Raw genomic sequence first — 21,191 nt, forward strand, 5'->3', positions numbered from 1 at the left:
AGAGTGCGAATTAACACTATACCGAGCATCACTCTTATTCACAACCCCGAATTGATGGTGTTTCTCAAAAATCGATAGATTTACACGACAAATCTAGTCTTCACAAAAAAGCGAAAAGACCTCAAATCCCGCGCGCTCAATGTCCCATCTTCAAGATGTCCACAGCATCAAAGCGATCCAAACGGAAAAGCGAGCCTACTTGAATAAAGGTGTTAGACCGCTTAAACTCCGCCTAATACTTCTACTTGTACGCTCCATTCATCAAGTTCGGCCACGCCCTCCTCTACAGTATGAACGTTAAGGGATAAACTCGTCCTGCGAAGATCGTGTGGGCCTTGTTCAGATATGCGTATAAGGTGGAGAGGTTGACTTGGCGCTTGATCAGCTCGATGTGGTGGCTGAGTACGCCACCGACCGCCTCGCCGTCGTCCACAACGGCATCATCGAGAACTTCCGCGAGCTGAAGCGCGAACTCCAGGCCCACGGCATCGCCTTCGAGACCGACACCGAGGTCGTCGCCCAGGCCGTCAGCCACGCCATGGCCCAGGGCCTCGGCCCCGTCGAGGCGGTCGCCGCCACCCTGCCGAAACTCCGCGGCGCCTTCGCCCTCGGCTTCCTGTTTGCCGGCCGCGACGACCTCCTGATCGGCGCCCGCCACGGCGCGCCGCTGGCCATCGGCTACGGCGAGGGCGAGACCTATCTCGGCTCGGACGCGCTGGCGCTCGCCCCCTTCACCGACGAGATCACCTATCTCGAGGAGGGCGACTGGGCGATCCTCACCCGCGAGGGCGCCGAGATCCGCGACGTCGCCGGCCGGCCGGTCGAGCGCCCGCGCCAGAAGATCGCCGCCCAGGCCTACCGCATCGACAAGGGCAACCATCGCCACTTCATGGCGAAAGAGATCCACGAGCAGCCCGAGGTGGTGGCGTGGGGGTGAGCGTTGGTCTCGTTGGGCTTGCCGTGGGTGGCCCAGCGGGTGTGTCCGATGCCGATGGCGCCGGACAGCAGGGCCTGGATCAGCTTGAGCTGGAGGTTGGCGAGCTTGCCCTCGGCGCGGCGGCGCTCGAGGCGGCCGTGCTCGAGGGTTGCGATGCCGGCGGAATCGTAGCCGCGGTATTCGAGGCGGCGCAGCGCCTCGATCACCTGGCCTGCCACCGCGTCGCGCCCGACAATGCCGCACATGTCGCTCTCTCAACGCGGACGACTGCATGCGTCACTAGCGTTCGGAAGCGGCGCCAGACATTCCTCTAGAATGCCGAGCTTACCTGTGAGGTGCACCGTTGATTTGCACTTGATGAGCATAGGAAGCGAGCGATGTCCGGTTTGATATCCCGAGTTTTTGGTAGATGTTGTAGAGGTGGATCTTCACTGTGCCTTCCGAGATCCGGGCTGTGCGGGCGATGTCCTTGTTCGACAATCCCTCCGCCACGAGAAGGGTAATCTCCTGCTCGCGCGGAGTCAGGATGGCCGCGCTCGTGCAGGGCCGCGGCCCGGGTTCGGCGCGGTTCGCGAGCGGGCAGTGGGGCTCGTGACGCGACGTCCAGCGCCGTCCGATCGCGACGGCGCCGATGCAATCGATCAGGGCATCGGCCGCGCAATCCTTGTGGAGGACGGCCCAAGCCCCGGACGCGCTTGCCTCGGTTGATGTCGTCTCGTCCAGGGAGGCCGTCAGAAACACGATCCTGGTCCGCAGGCCCCGTCCCCGCACCATCTTGAGCACGTCGAGCCCGCTGAGCCGCGGCATCTGGATGTCCAGGCACGCCACCATCGGCTCGAATTCCTCGATCTTCCGGAGCGCCGACGCGCCGTCCGCGCAGGACGCGACCACCTCGCAGCCGGGCGTCTGCTTCAGCAGCATGGTCAGGCCGGACAGGACGATCGGGTGATCGTCGGCGACGAGGACCGTCGTCTTGCCGCCGCCGCTCACGTGGCGAACTCGATGTGCAGGGCGGTACCGTGCCGGCTGCTCACGAGGCTGATCGAGCCGCCGAGCGCCTCGGCGCGCGAGCGCAGCGTCTGGGGCCCGAGATTCTCGGCGGCGAGCGCGCTGTGTGGATAGGTGCCCTCGGTCGCGAGACATCCGGTGCCGTTGTCACGGATGCTCAGGATCAGGCGATCGTCGGTCTGGCGGACGGAGATCTCCACTTTGGTCGCCCGCCCATGCCTCACCGCGTTCGACACGGCTTCCGAGACCATGTTCGCGAGGTGCGCGACGTCGCTGCGCGAGGCTCTGAGATGCATCGGCGCTATGTCGAGCCGGATCGTGCAGGCCCAAAGGCGCCGGAGCTGATCGACGTGCTCGTCGAGCAGGCGCACGAGCCGCACGAGCTTCCGGATCGGCTCGGGAGATGCGGGCGCGCTGCGGATCGCGGAGCGGATGCGGTCGGCCTCGCCGCAGAGGAGGTCGCGCGTGTCGCGGAGCTGCACCTGGACGTGCTCCGGCACCTGCTGCGACATGATCCCCAGTTGCAGGTTCGCGGCGGCGATTCCCTGGAGGGGGCCGTCGTGCAGATCGCGCGCGAGCCGCTCCCGCTCCTGCCGCGCGGACGTCGCCTGGAGCGCGGCGCAGCGTTCGCGATCCTGGACCTCGGCGCCGATCCGGTCTGCGAGGATCCTGAGGACCGTCCGATCCTCCGGCGACCAAGCCCGATGCCTGCGCGCGACGATCCATCCCCAGCAGTTCGCGGAATCGAACGCCGCCTCGATGACAGGATCGGCCGGGCCGTGCGCGCGGCGCTCGCCGGCGGTGCGCGGCGCGCGATCGAGCGGCTCCATCGGATCGCCTCCGGCAACCGGCCAGGCGCTGCAGCGGACCGCGCCATGGCAGCACTCGATGACGGTCCCCTGCAGGGTCGGCTTCAGGATGAAGCTGACGGAGACATGGTCGGCCGCGAGGAGATCGGCCGCGCGGCGCATCACTTCCTTCAGACAATCCGTCCGGGGGTCGGGCGCGGGACCAGCGCAAATCTCCGCGAGACGCTGGAAGCGGGCCCGGCTCTGCTCGCGCAGGCCCGCGAAGCACGCGACGACCGAGCCGCAGGCGAGCAGAAGCCCGCCCTGCAGACCCGCCTGCACCAGATCCTCGAACAGGCCCCGCACGGGCGCTCCCCTCATGGCGTGCGCGAGCAGGATGACGCTGGCCTGCGCGAGGAGCAGACTGATCGCGGTGGCGAGCGTGCTCCTCCATTCCCACTGGGCGGCGGAGGACAGCAGCGTGAAGACGAGCAGCACGACGAACGGGCTGCCCGCACCGTCGCAGCCATACATCAGCACGGCGCTGACGATCACGTCGAGGACGTGGCCGAGATACGCCAGGCACACCGGCGGCGCCGTGACGACACAGACGCCCGCCGCCGCCGCCGCACAGGCGGCATAGGCGAGCATCAGATTCTGAATGAACGGAGCCTGGAGCTGCGGCGGAGCCGCGTGGACCGCCGTGAGGGCGATCATCGAGACCGCGAGGCGGGCGAGTGCTACGACCTGAGGGACGGGCCGGCCGAACAGGAGTGTGTCGAGCCGGAGCCAGTGCGCCCGGGACAGCGCGCCGCGCTCACCCTTGAAACGCCACGCCCGTGGATCAGATGCCGCGAAGTCACCGATGACAAAGTTATCTGTCATAGCATGACGGTCCACTAGACGGGTGCAGGAGTGGGTGAGATTTCCATCCGGGCGGGATCACAGGGGCGTGTCTGCTGCACCACGCGGACATCTTTGACGCGGACCTCAGGGATTGAGCGGTGTGATGAACGCAGGATCTGCGCATCGCGTGATCGTCCCGCGGTAGGACGACCGGAAGGAAGCGGCGCACGGATCGGAGTCGGTATCCGTCGCGCGAGTCGCCATTTGAGAATTTACGTCAGCCCGTGAGCTTTATTGGAACAAGTCCACGCCAATCGTCGACACGCGACCTGCCCTGCTGCGCTGACGCGCACCGATGAAGGTTGCACATATTTCCTCCCCAACCGCCCCGTCTTGTTTGCTCATTAGAGCTCCGAGCAGGTTGCCCTCTTCAAAAGATCTCGCTCGCAACTGCGAACTCGACCTTTATCGGTATGGAATACGCGAAACAGGGACTTTGTGCACTATCCTACACGTTTGTGAAACACCAATTTCAGAATCGGTGCGAACCGGTACAGAAAGGCCGTCAGGTCGCAGTACAGAGGGCGCAATACTTGCCTAAAAGTGGAAGAATAGTTTCCGCTGGACGGTCAGTGAACCTAATCCGATGCGGCCCATGGCCGGCGAGACGGGCCGCGCACCGCGCGAGGCCGCCCGGTAGAGGCGCATCGCCCGGGGCGCGCCGACCATGCGGCGGCGTTGCCCGCCGCGGCCCTCGCTCACGGTCCCGTCAGGCAGGTCGTCTGGTGGAGGCTCGCGGGGACGATCGGCCCGTAGCCGTAGGTGCAGAGCGCGTCGTGGCGGCGGACCGGGCGCGGCAACGAGGAGTTGCGGCTGCGGTTGGCGATCGCAGCGCCGTCGAGATAGGCGACGAGCCGCGTGCGCAGCGCCGCGCGGCGGTTGCGCGCCTCATGGCGCCGCGCGAGGAGCATCCTCTCGCGCGCGGAGCGGGTGCGGGCAAGGCTGCCCGGGCGCAGCCACGCGGCGCGCACGCGCCGGCGGATCCCCGCGACCGCGCGGGGCTGCCCGAGGATCCGCCGCCGGTAGGCGGCGTAACGCAGCCGCTTGCGCGCGGCCGAGGCCACCGGCCGGCGCGGCGCGCCGGCCGAGCGGGCCGCCACGGCGGCCTCCGTCCCGACGCCGGTGCCGGCTTCCGCGAGCCGGGGCTGACCGAGAAGCTGACGCCGCAGGCGGGCGTAGCGCAGGCGCGGGCGTACCGCCTCGGCGAGGCGCGTGCCGGTGGCTTCCGAAGCGCTCGCCCGCGCGAGCGCCCCGGCGGCCGGCGCTTGGCGCGCGAGCACGTCGCCGGGCGTGACGGAGGCGGCCCGGGAGCCGCGCCCAGGGACCCCGCAGGCGGAGCAGATCGAGGTGGTGATCCGGTTCCAGGTGCGCTCGTCGTCGTCGAGCTTCTTCTGGACGCGGCGCTGGTGGGCCGAGAGCGCCTCGTCGGTGGAGGGCGTCTCCGCGATCGTCCGGGTGGGCTCGGCCTGCAGGCCGGTCTCGCGCCGCAGCCGCCGGAGGATCTCGGCGACCGTCTCGTCGCGCGCCCCTTCGCGTATTCCTTCGCGCGCCTCCGCGCGGGGCTCGGCGGTCGCCTCTGCGAGCGCCGGTCCGGCGCTCTCCGCCCCGATCGCCGCCGTGGGCACGGCACCAGCCGCGAGGACACTCGCGGACAGGAGGGTCCTGACTAGCGCACGCATGAGCCCTCCTGACGCGTTTCGCAGTTGCCGATCGCCGAGGCCCACAATCCCGAACAAGGATGGGTACAGCAAAGTTTTCGGAACTACGACTTAGCCAGGGTGGGTACACCTTTCGGATGAGTGTCCCGGCCGGGCGCCGCCGGGATCAGGAATCGTCGCCGACGCGCGCAAGCCGCTGGGGCCGTGCGCGGCCGGCGAGGCTCGGCAGCCGGTCCTGGCCGCTGCCCGCCACCACGACGAGGCGCTGGATCTCGCCCCGCAGGTAGGATTGCAGGAACCGGTTGTAGTCCTTGAACGAGACGCAGCCGTTCGAGGCTCCGCTCGGGCCGAGCATGTAGGTGTGGGCGAGGAGGCCTGCCCGCCCGTACACCGCCGCGCTGCCGCCGACCGGGTTGAGGCGGATCGCCCGCACGCCGTGGAAGAGTTGCTCGCGCTCGGTTAGGTCGTAGGTGCCGGGGGGCGTGGCGCCGCGCATCTTGATATGCACGTGCGCGGGATCGTCCATGCTCGGTCCGAGGCCGGAATGCGCCTCCAGCTTCTCGCCGTTCGGCAATGTCACGAGGCGCGCGCTGATGTCGTAGACGGCGACGCCCGATCCGCCGGAGGGGGTCGGCCTCGGCGGCGCGGGCGGGCGCGCCAGCGACTCGGCTGGGTTGGGCGAGAGCGAGGCGTAGGCCGTCGCCGAGGCGGGCGGCCGCTCGATCCCGAACAGCTTCTCGATGAAGTTGCGGTCGTCCTCCGTCGGTGCGGCCGGAGCGGCACTCGCCGCGCGGCGGGCGCCGCGCTCGGCTCGGCGCACCGTCTCCGCCCCAGTCGGGCGCCGCAGTTCCGGGGACGCGGCATGGGCAGCGGCACGGTCAGCGCGAGCTTGGCCTCGTCCTGACCGGTCACGGCGTCCGCCGGCGGCGGATCGCCGGCGGCGAATGGCCGAAGCGCATCGTAATCGGGCGCGAAGGCTTCGAGACCCGGGGCAGCGAGCGCGCCGAGCAGCGCCTCGCGCCACAGGGCCAGAGCCTGCCCGTTCAGGGGCTCAAACGGTTGCGCCTCGTCCGATGCCGAGACCGAAGCATCGACGGCGACCGGCAGGGGCTCGACGGCCTGCTCCTCCACGGGCTCCGCCGGGGCGGCGGCGAGCAGCAAGGGCGCGCGTTGCGCCTCGGGCGGCTGGCTCTGCTGCCACGCGCTTCCGGCCATCGCGAGACCGAACGCGGCCGCCAACATCGTGAGGGGGGAAGCGGGCTCCGGCCGCCGAGGCGACCGACGCCGTGCAGAGGCTCCCGTGATGACGAAGAAGCATGTTCCATGTTCGCGCTGCCGGCCCTCGCTCGTCAGGAACCGTCCGCGCCGTCACACGCCTGCACATCAGGGTGCAAGCACATCACGATCGGCAGTCAGTCCGCGCCGCATCATCCGGGGCCAGACATCCACCCGGGCTCGGCCATTCTTGGGCGAACATGTGGCCGATCTGCGATCGCACGAAACGCTACATTGGCGGATGCTCGCCGAAATCTACGACGCTCGAGAACCTCTCGGCGGAGTTCACTCGGCGTGCGTCTCAACCTGTTCCCGGCTGACGGAGCCGCCCTGGATGGACGCCCGCAAGGGGCGCCTGCAGGGGTGGTGGCCGATCAGCCGGCCTCCAGCAGGGCGCGGACATGGGCTGCGCCCGACGCCGCCAGAGCGTCGAGCCGGTAGCCGCCCTCGAGCAGCGAGACGATCCGGCCGCCGCAGCACCGTTCGGCGACCTCGGCGATCGCGGCCGTGATCCAGCCGAAATCCGCCGCCTGCAGCCGCAGACCTCCGAGGGGGTCGCCCTCGTGCGCGTCGAAGCCGGCCGAGACCACGATCAGGTCGGGCCGGAAGGCGTCGAGCGCCGGCAGGAGGTGCTGCGCCCACGCCGCCCGGAACGGCGCGGCGCCGTCGCCCTCCTTGAGCGGCGCGTTCCAGATGTTGCCGACCCCGCGCTCGGAGGCGGCGCCCGTGCCCGGAAACCAGGGCATCCGATGCGTCGAGGCGTAGAACAGATCCGGGTCGGACCAGAAGATGTCCTGCGTGCCGTTGCCGTGGTGCACGTCGAAATCGACCACCGCGACCCGCCGGGCCCCGTGCCGGGCGCGGGCGTGGAGCGCTGCGACGGCGGCCGTGTCGAACAGGCAGAAGCCCATCGCCCGCGCCCGCTCGGCGTGGTGGCCAGGCGGCCGCACTTGGCAGAACGCATTGCGGACGCTGCCCCCCTCGCACACGGCATCGACGGCCCGCAGCCCGGCGCCGACGGCGCGGAGAGCCGCCTCCCAGGTGCCCGCCGAGACCACGGTGTCGGGCCCGATCCGCGCCGGCAGCCCACCCGGATCCGCCGCCAGCGCGCGGATCGCCGCGAGATGGGCAGGCGCGTGAGCGCGCAGGATCGCCGCCTCCGCGTCCTCCCGCAGGGGCGCCGCCTCGCGCCGCAGGCCCGCGAAGGAGGGCCCCGCCAGCACCTCGTCGAGCGCGCGCATCCGGGCCGGGCGCTCGGGATGGCTCGGCCCGGTCTCGTGCGCCGCGAAAGCGGCGTGGGTGACGAGCATGGTGCGGCCCGGCTCCGCCGGCGCGGCGAGCCCCGTCCCCGAGGCGAGGCTCGCCGCGCCGGCCAGCAGGACGCGGCGGGTGAGGTCGGACCCGGCCGGCCGCCCCGCCGCGCCGCCCTTCGCCCCATCCCGCCTCCCGCCCATCACCGCGCCCCCGGCGCCGGGCCGGCGCAGGGGCCGGTGCGGCGCCCGGCCTGGACCTCGGTCATGGTCATGTTCTTGCCGCCCATCCGCATGGCAATGCGGCCGCGGAAGGCTCCGGGCGACAGCACGTAGCGGGCGCTGGCGCTCGCAGCGTTGCGCCCCTCGCAGGCGATGTCGAAGGTCAGCTCGGCGCCGTCCCGGCGGAGGTTGCTGATCGGGCAGTGCGCGAGCGGGTTGTTGTCGCTGAGGACCGCGAAGCCGGGATTGGGCGCGCCTGCCTCTCCCGCGAGGCAGAGATCGGCGACCTTCCGGGCGGTCATGTCGTCGAGATGGGGCAGTTCGAGCCGCACCTCGACCGCGTAGCGGCCGGGCTCGAGCGCCTCGTCGGCGCGCGCGGGCTGGCCGATGACCAGCAGCGCGAGGAGCGCGAGGCGACGCCGCGCGTTCCAAATGGCGTCTGGCCGGCTGGTATCCTGCGGCACCGGGCATCTCCCTGTCCGCCGCAGGAGAGCATGGCGGGCCGCGCTGCGCGACCCGCTTCTTGCCCCGGTATCCGGCTCCTCAGCAGTCGAGGGTGTTGTCACGCTCCCACTGGGTCAGGTGGCGGCAATAGGCGTTCCACTCGTCCTGCTTGAGCTTGAGGTAGCTCGGCACGAAGGATCCGAAGGCATCGTTCAGCACGTCGCAGCGGTCGAGGGCCCGCATCGCGTCGAGCATGTTCAGCGGCAGCTGCTTCACGCCCTCCACCGTGTGACCGTCCGTGTACATGTTGATGTCGAGCCGCTTGCCCGGATCGCGCCGGTTGCGCATCCCGTCGAGGCCCGCCGCCAGGATCGCGGCCTGCAGGAGGTAGGGATTCGCCGCCCCGTCCGCGAGCCGGAACTCGAAGCGCCCGCCGTCCGGGATGCGGATCATGTGGGTCCGGTTGTTGCCCGTGTAGGTCACGGTGTTCGGCGCCCAGGTCGCCCCCGAGGTGGTGCGCGGCGCGTTGATGCGCTTGTAGGAGTTGACGCACGGGTTGGTGATCGCCGCCAGCGCGTCCGCCGAGTGGATCAGGCCGCCGATGAAGTGGTAGCCCGCCTCGGACATGCCGATCTCGTCGGAGGCATCCGAGAACACGTTGCGCCCGTCGCGCCAGACCGAGACGTGGGCGTGGCAGCCCGAACCCGTCAGATCCATGAAGGGCTTGGGCATGAAGGTCGCTCGCAGGCCGTGCTTCTCGGCGATCGAGCGGGTCATGTACTTGAAGAAGGCGTGCCGGTCGGCCGTGATCAGCGCGTCGTCGTAGTCCCAGTTCATCTCGAACTGGCCGTTCGCGTCCTCGTGGTCGTTCTGGTAGGGCTTCCAGCCGAGGCCGAGCATCGCGTCGCAGATCTCGGTGATCACGTCGTAGCGGCGCATCAGGGCGGACTGGTCGTAGCAGGGCTTCATCTGCTTGTCGGCCATGTCGGCGGGCTCGGAGCCGCAGGGCGTGATCAGGAAGAACTCGCACTCAACGCCGGTCTTCATCTGCAGGCCGTCGCGGGCCGCGTCCTTGATCAGGCGCTTCAGGATGTTCCGCGGCCCCTGCTCGACGGGCTTGCCGTCCATCACGAGATCGGCCGGCAGCCAGCCCACCTCGGGCTTCCAGGGCAGCTGGATCAGCCCGTCCGGGTCCGGCACGGCGAGGAGGTCGGCGTCGGCCGGGCTCATGTCGAGCCAGGTGGCAAAGCCCGCGAACCCCGCCCCGTTCTTGCAGGTGCTCCGGATGGCGGCGGCCGGCACGAGCTTGGCGCGCTGCGTGCCGAACAGATCCGTGTAGGAGACGAGGAAGTACTTGATGCCGCGCTCCTTGGCGGCGGTCTCGAGATCGAGCGTCATCGCTAAACCCTCCCAGGGATCGATCGGCTGTTTGTTATCGACCAACAAAATGGGCCACCCCCGCGTGGGGATGGCCCGTGCTTGTTCAGATGCCCGTCTTGCCGGGGATCCAGCCGGTGCCGGCGAGCGGCACCTGCGCCATCGCGGCGGCCTCGATCGTGAGCGCCACCAGATCCTCCGGTTCGAGGTTGTGGAGGTGGCTCTTGCCGCAGGCCCGCGCGATGGTCTGGGCTTCGAGCGTCATCACCGCCAGGTAATTGGCGAGTCGCCGCCCCGCGAGCACCGGATCGAGGCGCTTCGACAGTTCCGGGTCCTGCGTGGTGATGCCGGCCGGATCCCTGCCCTCGTGCCAGTCGTCGTAGGCGCCGGCCGTGGTGCCGAGCGCCGCGTATTCCGCTTCCCAGCGCGGGTCGTTGTCGCCGAGCGCGATCAGGGCGGCGGTGCCGATCGCCACCGCGTCGGCGCCGAGCGCCAGCACCTTGGCGACATCGGCGCCCGAGCGGATGCCGCCCGAGACCACGAGCTGCACCTTCCGGTGCAGGCCGAGATCCTGCAACGCCTGCACGGCCGGGCGAATCGCGGCAAGCGTCGGGATGCCGACATGCTCGATGAACACGTCCTGCGTCGCGGCCGTGCCGCCCTGCATGCCGTCGAGCACCACCACGTCGGCGCCCGACTTCGCGGCGAGCGCGGTGTCGTAATAGGGCCGCGAGGCGCCGACCTTCACGTAGATCGGCTTCTCCCAGTCGGTGATCTCGCGCAGCTCCTCGATCTTGATCTCGAGGTCGTCCGGGCCGGTCCAGTCCGGATGGCGGCAGGCCGAGCGCTGGTCGACGCCCGGCGGCAGGCAGCGCATGCCGGCCACGCGCTCGGTGATCTTCTGGCCGAGCAGCATGCCGCCGCCGCCGGGCTTGGCGCCCTGCCCGATGACCACCTCGATCGCGTCGGCCTTGCGCAGGTCGTCCGGGTTCATGCCGTAGCGCGACGGCAGGTACTGGTAGACGAGCTTCTGCGAGTGCCCGCGCTCCTCCGGCGTCATGCCGCCGTCGCCCGTGGTGGTCGAGGTGCCGGCCAGCGTCGCGCCGCGGCCGAGCGCCTCCTTGGCATTCGCCGAGAGCGAGCCGAAGCTCATGCCGGCGATCGTCACCGGCGTCTTCAGCTCGATCGGCTTCTTCGCGAAGCGGGAGCCGAGCACCACCTCCGTGCCGCAGCGCTCGCGGTAGCCCTCCAGCGGGTAGCGGCTGATCGAGGCGCCGAGGAACAGGAGGTCGTCGAAATGCGGCAGCTGGCGCTTCGCGCCCGCACCGCGGATGTCGTAGATGCCGGTGGCGGCCGCACGGCGGATCTCGGACATCACGTCGGGCGTGAAGGTCGCCGAGAAGCGCGGCTTGGTGCGCGGGGTGGCGCGCGGGTCCTTCGAATGCTCGGCCATCAGTAGGCTCCGGCGTTGTCGACGTGGAAGTGGTACAGGCTGCGGGCCGAGCCGTAGCGACGGAACTCGGACGGATCGACCTCGCCCGCGAGGCCGGCCAGCTTCAGCTTGGCGTAGAGCTGCTCGCGGTGCTCGTCGCGCATTTCCTTCTCGACGCAATCCGCCCCGAGGCTCTTCACGGAGCCGCGCACGAACAGGCGGGCCTCGTAGAGCGAGTCGCCGAGCGCCTCGCCGGCGTCCCCCAGCACGGTGAGGGTGCCGGCCTGGGCCATGAAGGCCGACATGTGGCCGATCGAGCCCTTCACCACGATGTCGATGCCCTTCATCGAGATGCCGCAGCGCGCGCCCGCGTTGCCGTCGATGACGAGGAGGCCGCCATGCGCGGTCGCGCCGGCCGACTGGCTGGCATCGCCTCGCACGTGGACGAAGCCCGAGATCATGTTCTCGGCGACGCCGACGCCGGCATTGCCGTTGATGATCACGCACGCGAGCTTGTTCATCCCCGCGCAGTAATAGCCGACGTTACCCTCGATCTCGACGGTGACCGGCGCATCGAGGCCCGCAGCGACGGCGTGGCGCCCATCCGGGCCGCTGACGGTCCAGTGGGTCTCGTTGGTGTCGGCGCGCAGGGCGTGCAGCGCTTGGTTCAGCTCGCGCAGGGCCGAGCGGTTCAGGTCGAAGGTCGGCATCAGTGGCGCTCCCAGGCATAGACCTTGGCGGGCTCCGGCTCGAAGACTCGGGCCTTGTCGATGCCCGGCAGGCCGACGAGGGCGCGGTATTCGGACCCGAAGGCGACGTAATCGTCCGTCTCCGCCATGACGGCGGGCTTGCAGGCGATCGGGTCGCGCACGACCGCGAAGCCGGTCTCGGTGCCGACGACGAAGGTGAAGAAGCCGTCGAGGTCGGTCAGGCTCGATTCCAGCGCCTCCTTGAGCGAGGCACCCTCGCGCATGCGCCAGCTCAGGTAGCCGGCGGCGACCTCGGTGTCGTTCTTGGTGGCGAAGGTGAGGCCCTCGCGCTCGAGGCGCCGGCGCATGTCGTTGTGGTTCGAGAGCGAGCCGTTGTGCACGAGGCACTCGTCGGTGCCGGTGGAGAACGGGTGGGCGCCATTGGTGGTGACCGCGCTCTCGGTAGCCATGCGGGTATGGCCGATGCCGTGGCTGCCGGCCATGCCGGCGAGGTCGAAGCGCTCGGCGACGGACGCCGGCAGGCCGACCTCCTTGTAGATCTCCATGCGGCGGCCGGCGCTGACGACGTCGATGCCCGGCGCGTTGCCCTTGAGCCAGGTCCGGATCTGCTCCTCGCGCTCGGCCGGCACGGACAGGACGGTGTGGGTGTCGCGCTCGGTCTTGTCGAAGGAGCGCTTGAAGACCTCCTCGAGGCCGGAGACCGCCCGCCGAGCGCCGCCTGATCGGGCCCGCGCAGGGTCAGCTTCACGCCCGCGGCGTCCGAGCCGTAGACCGCGAAGCCCGCGCTGTCGGGCCCGCGCCCCGTCATCGTCTCGAGCATCTTGGCCAGCAGAGTGCCGAGCTGCGGTTCAAGCTCCGGCTTCTTCAGAAACAGCCCGACGATCCCACACATGGCCTCGTTCCTCGCCTCATCAGGTTCGTTGAGAATTGCTCGCACAGGAGCGCGATCGCGTCAACCGGTGGTAACGATTTTTTCTTCACAAGAAACACGCGGCGCAGGGGAATGCGTCGGTCGGCGAGTGGTGCACGCGCAACGGGTGAGGCATGATGCGGGCCGATCCGGCCCCAGCCACGAGGCGAACGACAGAGAATGCTGAACACGGCCTCGAACGCCCCGAGCGAGAATCCGCGGACCCTCGAGCGCGCGATCGGCCATCAGATCCGGATGCTCCGGCGCGAGCGCGACCTCTCGGTCGCCGATCTCGGGGCGGCCGCCGGCATTTCGCCGGGCATGATCTCGAAGATGGAGAACGGCCAGATCTCGCCCTCGCTGGCCTCGATCAACGCGGTGGCGAGCGCGCTCAACGTGCCGATCACCGCCCTGTTCTCCGCTTTCGAGGAGAGCCGCGACTGCTCCTACGTGAAGCGCGGCCAGGGCGTCGTGATCGAGCGGCGCGGCACCAAGGTCGGCCACATCTACGAGCTTCTCGGCGCGGGATTGCGGGGCGAGATGGTGGTCGAGCCCTACCTGATCACGCTCGAGGAGGATGCGGAGCCCTATACGGGCTTCCGCCACGGCGGCATCGAGTTCATCTACATGCTGACTGGCGAGGTCAGCTACCGGCACGCCGACCAGGACTATCACCTGAAGCCGGGTGACGCGCTCCTGTTCGACCCGCAGGCCCTGCACGGGCCGGCCAAGCTCCTGAAGACGCCGATGACCTACCTGTCGATCATCGCCTATCCGCGGGTGTGAGCGCGGAGGAACCTACGCGCCCGCGCGCACCTCGTAACCGAACTCGGCCGCGGCGTCGGTCAGCCAGGACCAGAAGCTGCCCGCGAAGCTGCGCGCCACCGCCACGTCGTAGCTCGGGACCGCATCCACCTGCCAGAGCTGCGCCCCGATATGAGCGATGCTCGTCACCGCCGTCCGCCCCGGCCCGAAGGCGCGCGGATGCAGGTCGACCGTCACGCCCTTGGCGAGCGCGGCCCGCGCCCGCGGCCCGGACACCCGCACGATCGCCCGCGCGTCGCTCTGGTCCGTCACCGCCGCGACGTCCCGAAGCGCCTCCGGCAGCCGACGCAGGGCCTCGCCCGACTCGGCCACGGCGAGCCACTGGCCCGGCCCCGACCAAACGAGACCGCGCTCGCCCGAGAGCGCGGTCGCGCCCGGCTCGGGCAGGTTCCAGCCGTAGCGCTCGGAGAGGATCGCGCCGAGCGCCTCCTCCTGACCGTCGCCCGCGATGAGAGTGGCCAGCCCAAAGCCCTCGCGGAGCGTCAGGCGAATTCCAGCCTCGCCCTGCAGGCGGCCGTGCCGGCCCGCCTGCGCGTAGCCGGTCCAGGCGCCGCGGGGCGCCCATGCGCTCGTCATCAGCTCAGACACGCAGCTTCTCCTCGTTCGGGTCCACGAAGACGGGCGAGCAGATCTCGACCAGGACGTCGGCCCCCCGGACAGGGTCGTAGGCCCGCACGCGCTCGCCGTGCCGTTCCGGCCCGCGCCGGATCAGGCCGATGCCGACCCAGTGGTTCAGCGACGGCGAGAAGGCCACCGAGGTCATGTAGCCCTCGTCCGCCTCCAGGCTCGGGCTCGCGCCGACAGCGAGGAAGTGCGCGCCCGCACGCAGACGCTCGCTCCGATCGACGGGGCGGAAGCCGACGAGGATCGGCCGCTCCGGGTCGGTCATGGCCGGGCGCTCCTTCATCAGGCGCCCGACATAGTCCTTCTTCTTGGCGAGCATGCCGCCGAGGCCGAGGTCGCGCGCGGTCGTCTGGCCGTTGATCTCGGCGCCGGCCGCGTGCCCCTTCTCGATGCGCATCACCGAGAGCGCCTCCGAGCCGTAGGCGGTGATGCCGTGGGGCGCGCCCGCCGCCATCAGCGCCCGCCAGGCGGCGTCGCCGTAGGCGGCCGGAACCGCCAGCTCGTAGGCGAGCTCGCCCGAGAACGAAATGCGGAACAGCCGGGCCGGGATGCCGCCGCCGACGGTGATCTCGGCGCAGGCCAGGAACGGGAAGGCCTCGTTGCCGATGTCGAAGCCCGGATCAACGACGCCCCGCAGGGTATCGCGGGCGCGGGGACCGGCGATCGCGTACTGCGCCCATTGCTCGCTGACCGAGACGATCTGCACGTCGAGTTCGGGCCAGAGCCACTGGCGGCAGAATTCGAGGTGCTGCATCACCTTCGCGGCGTTCGCGGTCGAAGCGGTCATCACGTAGTGGGTGTCGCCCATCCGCGCGACGGTGCCGTCGTCCATGACGAGCCCGTCCTCGCGCAGGACTACGGCGTAGCGGGCCTTGCCCACGGGCAGCGTCCCGAACGGGTTGGCGCAGACCCGCTCGATGAAGGCGAGCGCGTCCGGGCCCTGGATGTCGATCTTGCCGAGGGTCGTCACGTCGCAGAGGCCGACGTTGGCCCGCACCGTGTTCACCTCGCGGATGACGGTCTCGAGCCAGTCGGTCTCACCGGCTCGCGGGAAGTAGGCGGGGCGCAGCCACAATCCGGTCTCGACGAAGACCGCGCCCTGCTCCTCGCACCAGGCGTGGGAGGGCACGTGGCGGGTGGCCCGGAACTCCTTGCCGCGGTGGTGGCCGGCGAAGGCACCGATCGCCACCGGCGTGAAGGGCGGGCGGAACACGGTGGTGCCGACGCTCGGGATCGCCTGCCCCGTCAGCTCGGCCATGATGCTGAGGCCGGCGAGGTTCGAGGTCTTGCCCTGGTCGGTGGCCATGCCGAGGGTCGTGTAGCGCTTCAGGTGCTCCACCGCCCGGAAGCCCTCCCGATGCGCGAGCTCGACGTCGGAGGCCGCCACGTCGTTCTGGAAATCGACGAAGGCCTTGCCCTTCGGCCGCGGCACCCGCCAGAGCGGGGCGTGCACGATGCTCTCGGGGTCCGTTCTCGGGGTCTCGGGAGCCGCCGCGGCAAAGCCGCAGGCGGTGGCTGCCTCGGCGCCAGCGCGCGCGCCGGTCTCCAGGCATTCGCCGAGCGTCAGGCGGCCCGCCGCCGCGCCGGCCGCGACCATGCCGCAGGGCAGCGCCCCCGGCACGAAGGCGTGGATTTCCTCCGACCAGACCGGACGGCGGGAGAGGTGCGAATCGAGGTGGACGACGGGGTTCCAGCCGTTCGCCATGGCGAGGCAGTCGCAGGCGATGGTCTCGTGGCTGCCGTGGGCGTCGACGACCTCGATCGCCTTCAGAGCGAGATGTCCCTTGGTGCCGGCGACGTAGCCGCCCGCGATCACCCGCGCGCCCACCGCCTCGGCGCCGCGCCGAAGCTCGGGCGGCACGCTCGCGCGGGTGTCGACGACGGCCACGACCTGACCGCCTGCGGCCGCGACGTCGGCGACCGTGCGCCAGCCGTCGTCGCCGGAGGTGAAGACGGCGACGCGGCGGCCCGGCAGGACGCCGTAGCGGTTGAGGTAGGTCCGCACGGCGCCGGCCAGCATGACGCCCGGCCGGTCGTTGCCGCCGAAGACGTGCGGGCGCTCGATGGCGCCGGCCGCCAGTACGGCGCGGCGCGCCGTGATGCGCCAGAGGCGCTGGCGCGGGGCGTGGGCCGCCGGGACCGCGAGATGGTCGCTCACCCGCTCCACCGCTCCGTAGGCGCCGTGATCGTAGACGCCGAACAGGGTGGTGCGGGGAAGCAGCGTGACCTCGGGCAGGCTCTGCAGCTCGGAAAGTGCGTTCTCGGCCCAGGTCACCCCGGAGCGTCCCCCGATCTCGCGCCGCTCGGCGAGAAGCCGGCCGCCGGGGGCGAAATCCTCGTCGACGAGGATGACGCGGGCGCCCGTGCGGCCGGCCGAGAGCGCCGCCGCGAGGCCGGCCGGGCCGCCGCCGATCACCAGCACGTCGCAATGGGCGTGAACCTTGTCGTAATGGTCCGGGTCGGGCTCCGCCGCCGCCCGGCCGAGGCCCGCCGCGCGCCGGATCATCGGCTCGTAGAGCTTCTCCCAGAAGGAGGCCGGCCACATGAAGGTCTTGTAGTAGAAGCCCGCCGCGAAGACCGGGCTCAGGAGGGCGTTGACCGAGAGCGCGTCGAGCGCCAGCGACGGCCAGCGGTTCTGGCTCTGGGCCTCCAGCCCCTGGTAGAGCTCGGCCACGGTGGCGCGGGTGTTGGGCTCGCACCGGGCGCCGGAGCGCAGCTCGACCAGGGCGTTCGGCTCCTCGGAGCCCGCCGAGAGGATGCCGCGGGGGCGGTGGTACTTGAAGGAGCGGCCGACGAGGCGCACGCCGTTGGCGAGCAGCGCCGAGGCCAGGGTGTCGCCCTGGAGGCCGGTGTAGGTGCGTCCGTCGAAGCTGAAATCGAGGGGGCGGCGCCGGTCGACGAGGCCGCCGGCGGCGGTGCGGAACGGCCCGGTGCGATCACCGTTCGTGCCGCGAGCGATCACCGTTTGGGACCGGGACATGATGATCGCGCTCATGCGGCGTCTCCCCTGCGGCGGGCCAGGGCGACGTCGCGGGCGGGCGAGACGTCGCTGATCGCGTGGGTGCGGGTGTCGCGGGTCACGATGAGCCAGCTCCGGCAGCCGGCGCCGTGATACCAGAGCTCGCGGATCTCGCCGGCCCGGTTGTCGCGCAGGTACACGTAGTCGTGCATGGCGCCGGCCTCGGCTTCCATCCCGTCCGGGCGGACGGGCGCGGCGTCGCCGAGATAGCTGAACTCGCCGTTGTCGCGCTCGCCGCAATGAGGGCATCGGATGCGCATCGGATTGGCTCCTCAGTGCAGGTTCGGCTGTGCGCCCATGCCCTTCTCGTCGATGAGATGGCCGGTCGCGAAACGGTCGAGGCGGTAGGCGGCGCTCACCGGGTGGGGCTCGTCCCGGGCGATGGTGTGGGCGAAGCAGAAGCCGGCCGCCGGCGTCGCCTTGAAGCCGCCGTAGCACCAGCCCGCGTTGAGGTAGAGGCCGCAGATATCCGTCCGGTCGATGATCGGGCTGCCGTCCATCGACATGTCCATGATGCCGCCCCAGTGGCGCAGCAGGCGCAGGCGGCCGAGCCCCGGCCAGAGGGCCATGCCGCCCTCCATCACGTCCTCGATGGTCGCCAGATTGCCGCGGCTCGCGTAGGAATTGTAGCCGTCGATGTCGCCGCCGAAGACGAGGCCGCCCTTGTCCGACTGGCTGACGTAGAAGTGCCCGGCGCCGAAGGTCATCACGCAGTCGATGAGGGGCTTCACGCCCTCGCTGACGAAGGCCTGCAGCACGTGGCTCTCGATCGGCAGGCGCATGTCGACCATCGCGGCGAGCAGAGAGGAGGAGCCGGCCACCGAGATGGCGACCTTCTTCGCCCGGATGAAGCCGCGGCTGGTCTCGACGCCGGTGACGCGCCCGTTCTCGCGGGCGATGCCCGTCACCGCGCAATTCTGCACGATGTCGACGCCGCGCTCGTCCGCGGCGCGGGCGTAGCCCCAGGCCACGGCGTCGTGGCGCACGGTGCCGCCGCGCCGCTGCAGCAGGCCGCCCTTCACGGGGAAGCGCGCGTTGTCGAAATCGATGAAGGGCACCATCGCCCGCACGCCCTCGCGGTCGAGGAGCTCGCCGTCGACGCCGGCCAGGCGCATGGCGTTGCCGCGGCGCGCGTAGGCGTCGCGCTGGGCATCCGAGTGGAACAGGTTCAGCACGCCGCGCTGGCTGACCATCGCGTTGTAGTTGATGTCCTGCTCCAGCCCCTCCCAGAGCTTCATCGAATGCTCGTAGAACGGGATGTTGCCGGCAAGTCCGTAGTTCGAGCGCACGATGGTGGTGTTGCGGCCGACATTGCCGGAGCCGACGTGGCTCTTCTCCAGCACGGCGACGTTGGTGATGCCGTGCTCCTTGGCGAGGTAATAGGCGGTGGCCAGCCCATGGCCGCCGCCGCCCACGATGACGACGTCGTACTCGGTGCGGGGCGCCACGTCCCGCCACTGCGGCTTCCAGTCCCTCTGGCCGCGGAACGCTTGGCCGAGAACGCTCAGGACAGAGTAGCGCATGGAGTTCCCCGTCGCCGGTCGTGATCGTCTTTCCCCACTTGATACCCCACGGCGGAGGGGGCAGGCTTGCAATCCGCGACACATTTCCGGCAGATCGCGCAGAAATGAGCAGCCCACCCGAATCCGTCCGCGCCCGGCCCGGTCGCAAGGCGCCGCGGGTCGAGCCCCCTGCCCCGTTGAAGGTCGGCTTCATCCTGGTGCCGGACTTTCCGCTGATGGCCTACAGCGCCGCGGTCGAGCCGCTGCGGGCGGCCAACACCCTGTCGGGCTGCCCGCTCTACCAATGGTGGCACGCGGCCCGGGCGGCGGCGCGGTGCGGGCCTCGAACGGCGTCGCCATCCTCACCGACGTCGCGGTCGGCAGCGTGACGGCGGCCGACCGGGTCTTCGTCTGCGCGGGCGGCAACCCGGCGGGGTTCGAGGACCCGGCCCTGTTCGCGTGGCTGCGCGACCTCGCCCGGCGGGGGGTGACGATCGGAGGGATCTCGGGCGGGCCCTACCTCCTGGCGCGCGCCGGCCTCCTCGACGGGCGCCGCTGCACGCTGCACTGGGAGCACGTACCGGCCTTCGAGGAGCGCTATCCGGGCATCGACGTGGTGCGCTCGCTCTTCGAGATCGAGGGCGAGCGGGTCACCTGCTCCGGGGGCATCGCGGCGCTCGACCTGATGCTGCACCTGATCGAGCTCGACCACGGGCCGGGCCTCGCGGCGGGGGTGAGCGACTGGTTCCTGCACAATCAGATCCGCGAGGGCCTGAGCCCGCAGCGGATGGATCTGCGCCAGCGCTTCGGGGTGCGCGATCCGCGCCTGCTGCGGGTGCTCGCGGCAATGGAGGCGCAGCTCGAGGCGCCGCTGACCCGCGAGGCCCTGGCCGACCTCGCCCGCGTCTCGGTGCGCCAGCTCGAGCGGCTGTTCCGGGATCTCCTCGGCCGGGGCCTGCACCGGCACTACCTCGACCTGCGCCTCGACCGGGCGCATCAGCTCCGCCGCGAGAGCGCGCTCGTGGCCTCCGAGATCGCCGCGGCCACCGGCTTCGCCAGCGCGGACGAGCTGTCCCGGGCCGAGCGGCGCCGGCGCGAGCGGGCGGGATGAGGCTGTCCGCCGGGATCATGCGGGGGCGGCTGTCCGGCCCGGGCTTGCATGGGCGCCCATCTTCGGCGCCGCGGTGTCCATCCTCTCCCGTGTCGGGAGAGGTCGAGTCCGCGGGACGCGGACCGGGTGAGGGACCTCACGGATCCGGATGTTGCGAAGCGGCCTGCGCCGTCTGCGGACACGTCGCACCCCTCACCCTGTCCCCCTCCCGAACGGGAGAGGGAACTCGCGCTCCGGACGCCGACGCAGCCTCGTTCAGCCTTCCCGGGCCGAGAGGCGGGCGCGCAGGCGCGCGCTCCGGTAGGCGTCGGGGATCGACAGGGCCCAGACGAACAGGCCCGCCGCGTGCCGGGCGATCGCGTCGGCGTCGGGCGCGGCGAACTTCGTCGTGAGCCAGGCGCCGATCAGCGTGAAGAAGGCGAAGCCGAGGCCCCGCTGCGGCCGGCCGGCGAGCACGTGGCCCATGCCGGGCAGGACGATCGCGGCGAGGAGGACGAGGCGCGGGTTAGGCGGCGCGGCTGCCGGGCTCATCGGCCACTCCTTCGTGGATCAGGTGACGGGCGAGACCGGTCGCGCGGGCGAGGTGCGGGCGCAGGGTCTCGGGCTCGACCTGCCTCACCGGAAACCGGCTCTCGCGCAGGAGCAGGTAGGCGCCGCGCTCCCCCTCGCAGAGCTGGGAGACGATGCGCAGGCCCCGCGGCGTGACGAGGGATTCCTTCACGCGCGGATCGGCGAGGAGGCGGGCGAAGAGCGCGCCGGTCCGGTCGACCAGGGCGGCGGCATCCCGCGATCCGCGCAGGTAGGCGTCGCCCGGCCAGCCCTCGGGGACGGGGAAGCGCCGGGGCAGCTCGGCCGCCGGGGCGTAGAATTCCGCCCCTGCCACCCGGCGCAGGACGTCGAGCGTCGCGGGCTGCCCGGTCGGGACATGCACGGACACGCTGAGCCAGAGCTGGGGCAGCCGCCGGAACGCCACCGCCTCCGGGATGAGGCGGATCGAGACCGGAACGCCCTCGAACAGCCCGTCGAGGGTGCCGAAGCCCGAGAGATCCTGCCACTGGGCCGGCTCGGCGAGGAGGGAGGCGCAGGGACGCAGCATCGCGGCCCGCTCCGCCGAGCCCCGACGGCCGCACCAGAGGATGGCGTAGCCGGCGAGGAGGATCACGGCGAGGGCGGCGAGGGTGAGCATCGCGGCG

At 70.8% G+C, this 21,191-nt stretch carries 16 protein-coding genes and 4 pseudogenes; 3 read left to right on the plus strand and 17 right to left on the minus strand.

The genetic code is table 11. From position 1 onward, the window contains the following. Positions 1–403: 403 nt before the first annotated feature. Positions 404–925 (plus strand): annotated as a pseudogene (locus DK389_RS06115) (glutamine--fructose-6-phosphate transaminase (isomerizing)); the annotation flags it as partial. Here DK389_RS06115 and DK389_RS06120 read toward each other — a convergent pair. The 11 genes and pseudogenes from DK389_RS06120 to DK389_RS06170 all read right to left on the minus strand — a co-directional run. Further along, a pseudogene (locus DK389_RS06120) lies at positions 922–1,182 on the minus strand (glutamine--fructose-6-phosphate transaminase (isomerizing)); the annotation flags it as partial. The pseudogenes DK389_RS06115 and DK389_RS06120 sit on opposite strands and share 4 nt — an antisense overlap. A gap of 79 nt (positions 1,183–1,261) precedes the next feature. Further along, positions 1,262–1,927: a response regulator gene (locus DK389_RS06125; protein ID WP_162560526.1), complete on the minus strand. Its 666-nt coding sequence runs from the start codon at positions 1,925–1,927 to the stop codon at positions 1,262–1,264. Continuing rightward, positions 1,924–3,618, minus strand: a complete 1,695-nt coding sequence (locus tag DK389_RS06130; RefSeq protein WP_109888117.1) for a sensor histidine kinase — start codon at positions 3,616–3,618, stop codon at positions 1,924–1,926. The genes DK389_RS06125 and DK389_RS06130 overlap by 4 nt, the downstream gene beginning before the upstream one ends. Before the next feature lie 719 nt (positions 3,619–4,337). Continuing rightward, positions 4,338–5,318: a hypothetical protein gene (locus DK389_RS06135; protein ID WP_109888119.1), complete on the minus strand. Its 981-nt coding sequence runs from the start codon at positions 5,316–5,318 to the stop codon at positions 4,338–4,340. A gap of 145 nt (positions 5,319–5,463) precedes the next feature. After that, positions 5,464–6,117, minus strand: coding sequence for a DUF2778 domain-containing protein (locus DK389_RS06140; RefSeq protein WP_418292011.1), 654 nt, complete (start codon positions 6,115–6,117; stop codon positions 5,464–5,466). 829 nt (positions 6,118–6,946) lie between these two features. Further along, on the minus strand, positions 6,947–8,026 hold the full coding sequence (locus DK389_RS06145; protein ID WP_109888121.1) for a histone deacetylase family protein: 1,080 nt from the start codon (positions 8,024–8,026) through the stop codon (positions 6,947–6,949). Further along, the gene (locus tag DK389_RS06150) at positions 8,026–8,508 is read right to left on the minus strand and encodes a DUF3617 domain-containing protein (protein WP_236960660.1); all 483 of its coding nucleotides are present in this window, start codon (positions 8,506–8,508) and stop codon (positions 8,026–8,028) included. The genes DK389_RS06145 and DK389_RS06150 overlap by 1 nt, the downstream gene beginning before the upstream one ends. Positions 8,509–8,587: 79 nt before the next feature. Beyond that, complete coding sequence (gene glnT, locus DK389_RS06155) at positions 8,588–9,886, minus strand: type III glutamate--ammonia ligase (RefSeq protein WP_109888123.1); 1,299 nt, start codon at positions 9,884–9,886, stop codon at positions 8,588–8,590. 85 nt (positions 9,887–9,971) lie between these two features. Continuing rightward, entirely contained in the window at positions 9,972–11,318 is a 1,347-nt protein-coding gene (locus DK389_RS06160; protein WP_109888124.1) for an FMN-binding glutamate synthase family protein, read from the minus strand. Further along, positions 11,318–12,007: a GltB/FmdC/FwdC-like GXGXG domain-containing protein gene (locus DK389_RS06165; protein WP_109888126.1), complete on the minus strand. Its 690-nt coding sequence runs from the start codon at positions 12,005–12,007 to the stop codon at positions 11,318–11,320. The genes DK389_RS06160 and DK389_RS06165 overlap by 1 nt, the downstream gene beginning before the upstream one ends. After that, positions 12,007–12,899, minus strand: a pseudogene (locus DK389_RS06170) (class II glutamine amidotransferase). The gene DK389_RS06165 and the pseudogene DK389_RS06170 overlap by 1 nt, the downstream one beginning before the upstream one ends. 198 nt (positions 12,900–13,097) lie before the next feature. On the opposite strand from DK389_RS06170, the gene DK389_RS06175 reads away from it, so the two are divergent. After that, complete coding sequence (locus DK389_RS06175; RefSeq protein WP_109888128.1) at positions 13,098–13,703, plus strand: helix-turn-helix domain-containing protein; 606 nt, start codon at positions 13,098–13,100, stop codon at positions 13,701–13,703. Positions 13,704–13,715: 12 nt separating this feature from the next. Here the strand turns inward: DK389_RS06175 and DK389_RS06180 are convergent, their stop codons facing one another. Genes DK389_RS06180 through DK389_RS06195 form a run of 4 tightly spaced genes read right to left on the minus strand, consistent with a single transcriptional unit; the run spans position 13,716 to position 18,908 of the window. Further along, positions 13,716–14,330, minus strand: coding sequence for a sarcosine oxidase subunit gamma (locus DK389_RS06180; RefSeq protein ID WP_109888129.1), 615 nt, complete (start codon positions 14,328–14,330; stop codon positions 13,716–13,718). Further along, positions 14,323–17,346, minus strand: a complete 3,024-nt coding sequence (locus tag DK389_RS06185; protein WP_418292044.1) for a sarcosine oxidase subunit alpha family protein — start codon at positions 17,344–17,346, stop codon at positions 14,323–14,325. The genes DK389_RS06180 and DK389_RS06185 overlap by 8 nt, the downstream gene beginning before the upstream one ends. Positions 17,347–17,357: 11 nt before the next feature. Continuing rightward, entirely contained in the window at positions 17,358–17,645 is a 288-nt protein-coding gene (locus DK389_RS06190; RefSeq protein ID WP_109888133.1) for a sarcosine oxidase subunit delta, read from the minus strand. Positions 17,646–17,657: 12 nt separating this feature from the next. Then, positions 17,658–18,908 (minus strand): sarcosine oxidase subunit beta family protein, encoded by a 1,251-nt coding sequence (locus tag DK389_RS06195; RefSeq protein WP_109888135.1) that lies wholly within the window; start codon positions 18,906–18,908, stop codon positions 17,658–17,660. A gap of 104 nt (positions 18,909–19,012) precedes the next feature. Here DK389_RS06195 and DK389_RS06200 point away from each other — a divergent pair. After that, positions 19,013–19,998: pseudogene (locus DK389_RS06200) on the plus strand (GlxA family transcriptional regulator). 255 nt (positions 19,999–20,253) lie between these two features. Here the strand turns inward: DK389_RS06200 and DK389_RS06205 are convergent. After that, the gene (locus tag DK389_RS06205) at positions 20,254–20,529 is read right to left on the minus strand and encodes a hypothetical protein (RefSeq protein WP_109888137.1); all 276 of its coding nucleotides are present in this window, start codon (positions 20,527–20,529) and stop codon (positions 20,254–20,256) included. Further along, a complete protein-coding gene (locus DK389_RS06210) occupies positions 20,504–21,184 on the minus strand; it encodes a hypothetical protein (protein ID WP_109888139.1) in 681 nt (226 codons plus the stop codon). The genes DK389_RS06205 and DK389_RS06210 overlap by 26 nt, the downstream gene beginning before the upstream one ends. Positions 21,185–21,191: the final 7 nt, after the last annotated feature.

Origin of the sequence: Methylobacterium durans, from assembly GCF_003173715.1 — a bacterium.
Classification (GTDB): domain Bacteria; phylum Pseudomonadota; class Alphaproteobacteria; order Rhizobiales; family Beijerinckiaceae; genus Methylobacterium; species Methylobacterium durans.

What these genes read in the sequence shown, in the direction of transcription:
- DK389_RS06195 (WP_109888135.1), bottom strand. Translation starts at nt 18,908, where the DNA reads ATGCGCTACTCTGTCCTGAGCGTTCTCGGCCAAGCGTTCCGCGGCCAG.
- glnT (WP_109888123.1), bottom strand. Translation starts at nt 9,886, where the DNA reads ATGACGCTCGATCTCGAGACCGCCGCCAAGGAGCGCGGCATCAAGTAC.
- DK389_RS06175 (WP_109888128.1), top strand. Translation starts at nt 13,098, where the DNA reads ATGCTGAACACGGCCTCGAACGCCCCGAGCGAGAATCCGCGGACCCTC.
- DK389_RS06130 (WP_109888117.1), bottom strand. Translation starts at nt 3,618, where the DNA reads ATGACAGATAACTTTGTCATCGGTGACTTCGCGGCATCTGATCCACGG.
- DK389_RS06145 (WP_109888121.1), bottom strand. Translation starts at nt 8,026, where the DNA reads ATGGGCGGGAGGCGGGATGGGGCGAAGGGCGGCGCGGCGGGGCGGCCG.
- DK389_RS06135 (WP_109888119.1), bottom strand. Translation starts at nt 5,318, where the DNA reads ATGCGTGCGCTAGTCAGGACCCTCCTGTCCGCGAGTGTCCTCGCGGCT.
- DK389_RS06165 (WP_109888126.1), bottom strand. Translation starts at nt 12,007, where the DNA reads ATGCCGACCTTCGACCTGAACCGCTCGGCCCTGCGCGAGCTGAACCAA.
- DK389_RS06185 (WP_418292044.1), bottom strand. Translation starts at nt 17,346, where the DNA reads ATGTCCCGGTCCCAAACGGTGATCGCTCGCGGCACGAACGGTGATCGC.
- DK389_RS06210 (WP_109888139.1), bottom strand. Translation starts at nt 21,184, where the DNA reads ATGCTCACCCTCGCCGCCCTCGCCGTGATCCTCCTCGCCGGCTACGCC.
- DK389_RS06160 (WP_109888124.1), bottom strand. Translation starts at nt 11,318, where the DNA reads ATGGCCGAGCATTCGAAGGACCCGCGCGCCACCCCGCGCACCAAGCCG.
- DK389_RS06190 (WP_109888133.1), bottom strand. Translation starts at nt 17,645, where the DNA reads ATGCGCATCCGATGCCCTCATTGCGGCGAGCGCGACAACGGCGAGTTC.
- DK389_RS06205 (WP_109888137.1), bottom strand. Translation starts at nt 20,529, where the DNA reads ATGAGCCCGGCAGCCGCGCCGCCTAACCCGCGCCTCGTCCTCCTCGCC.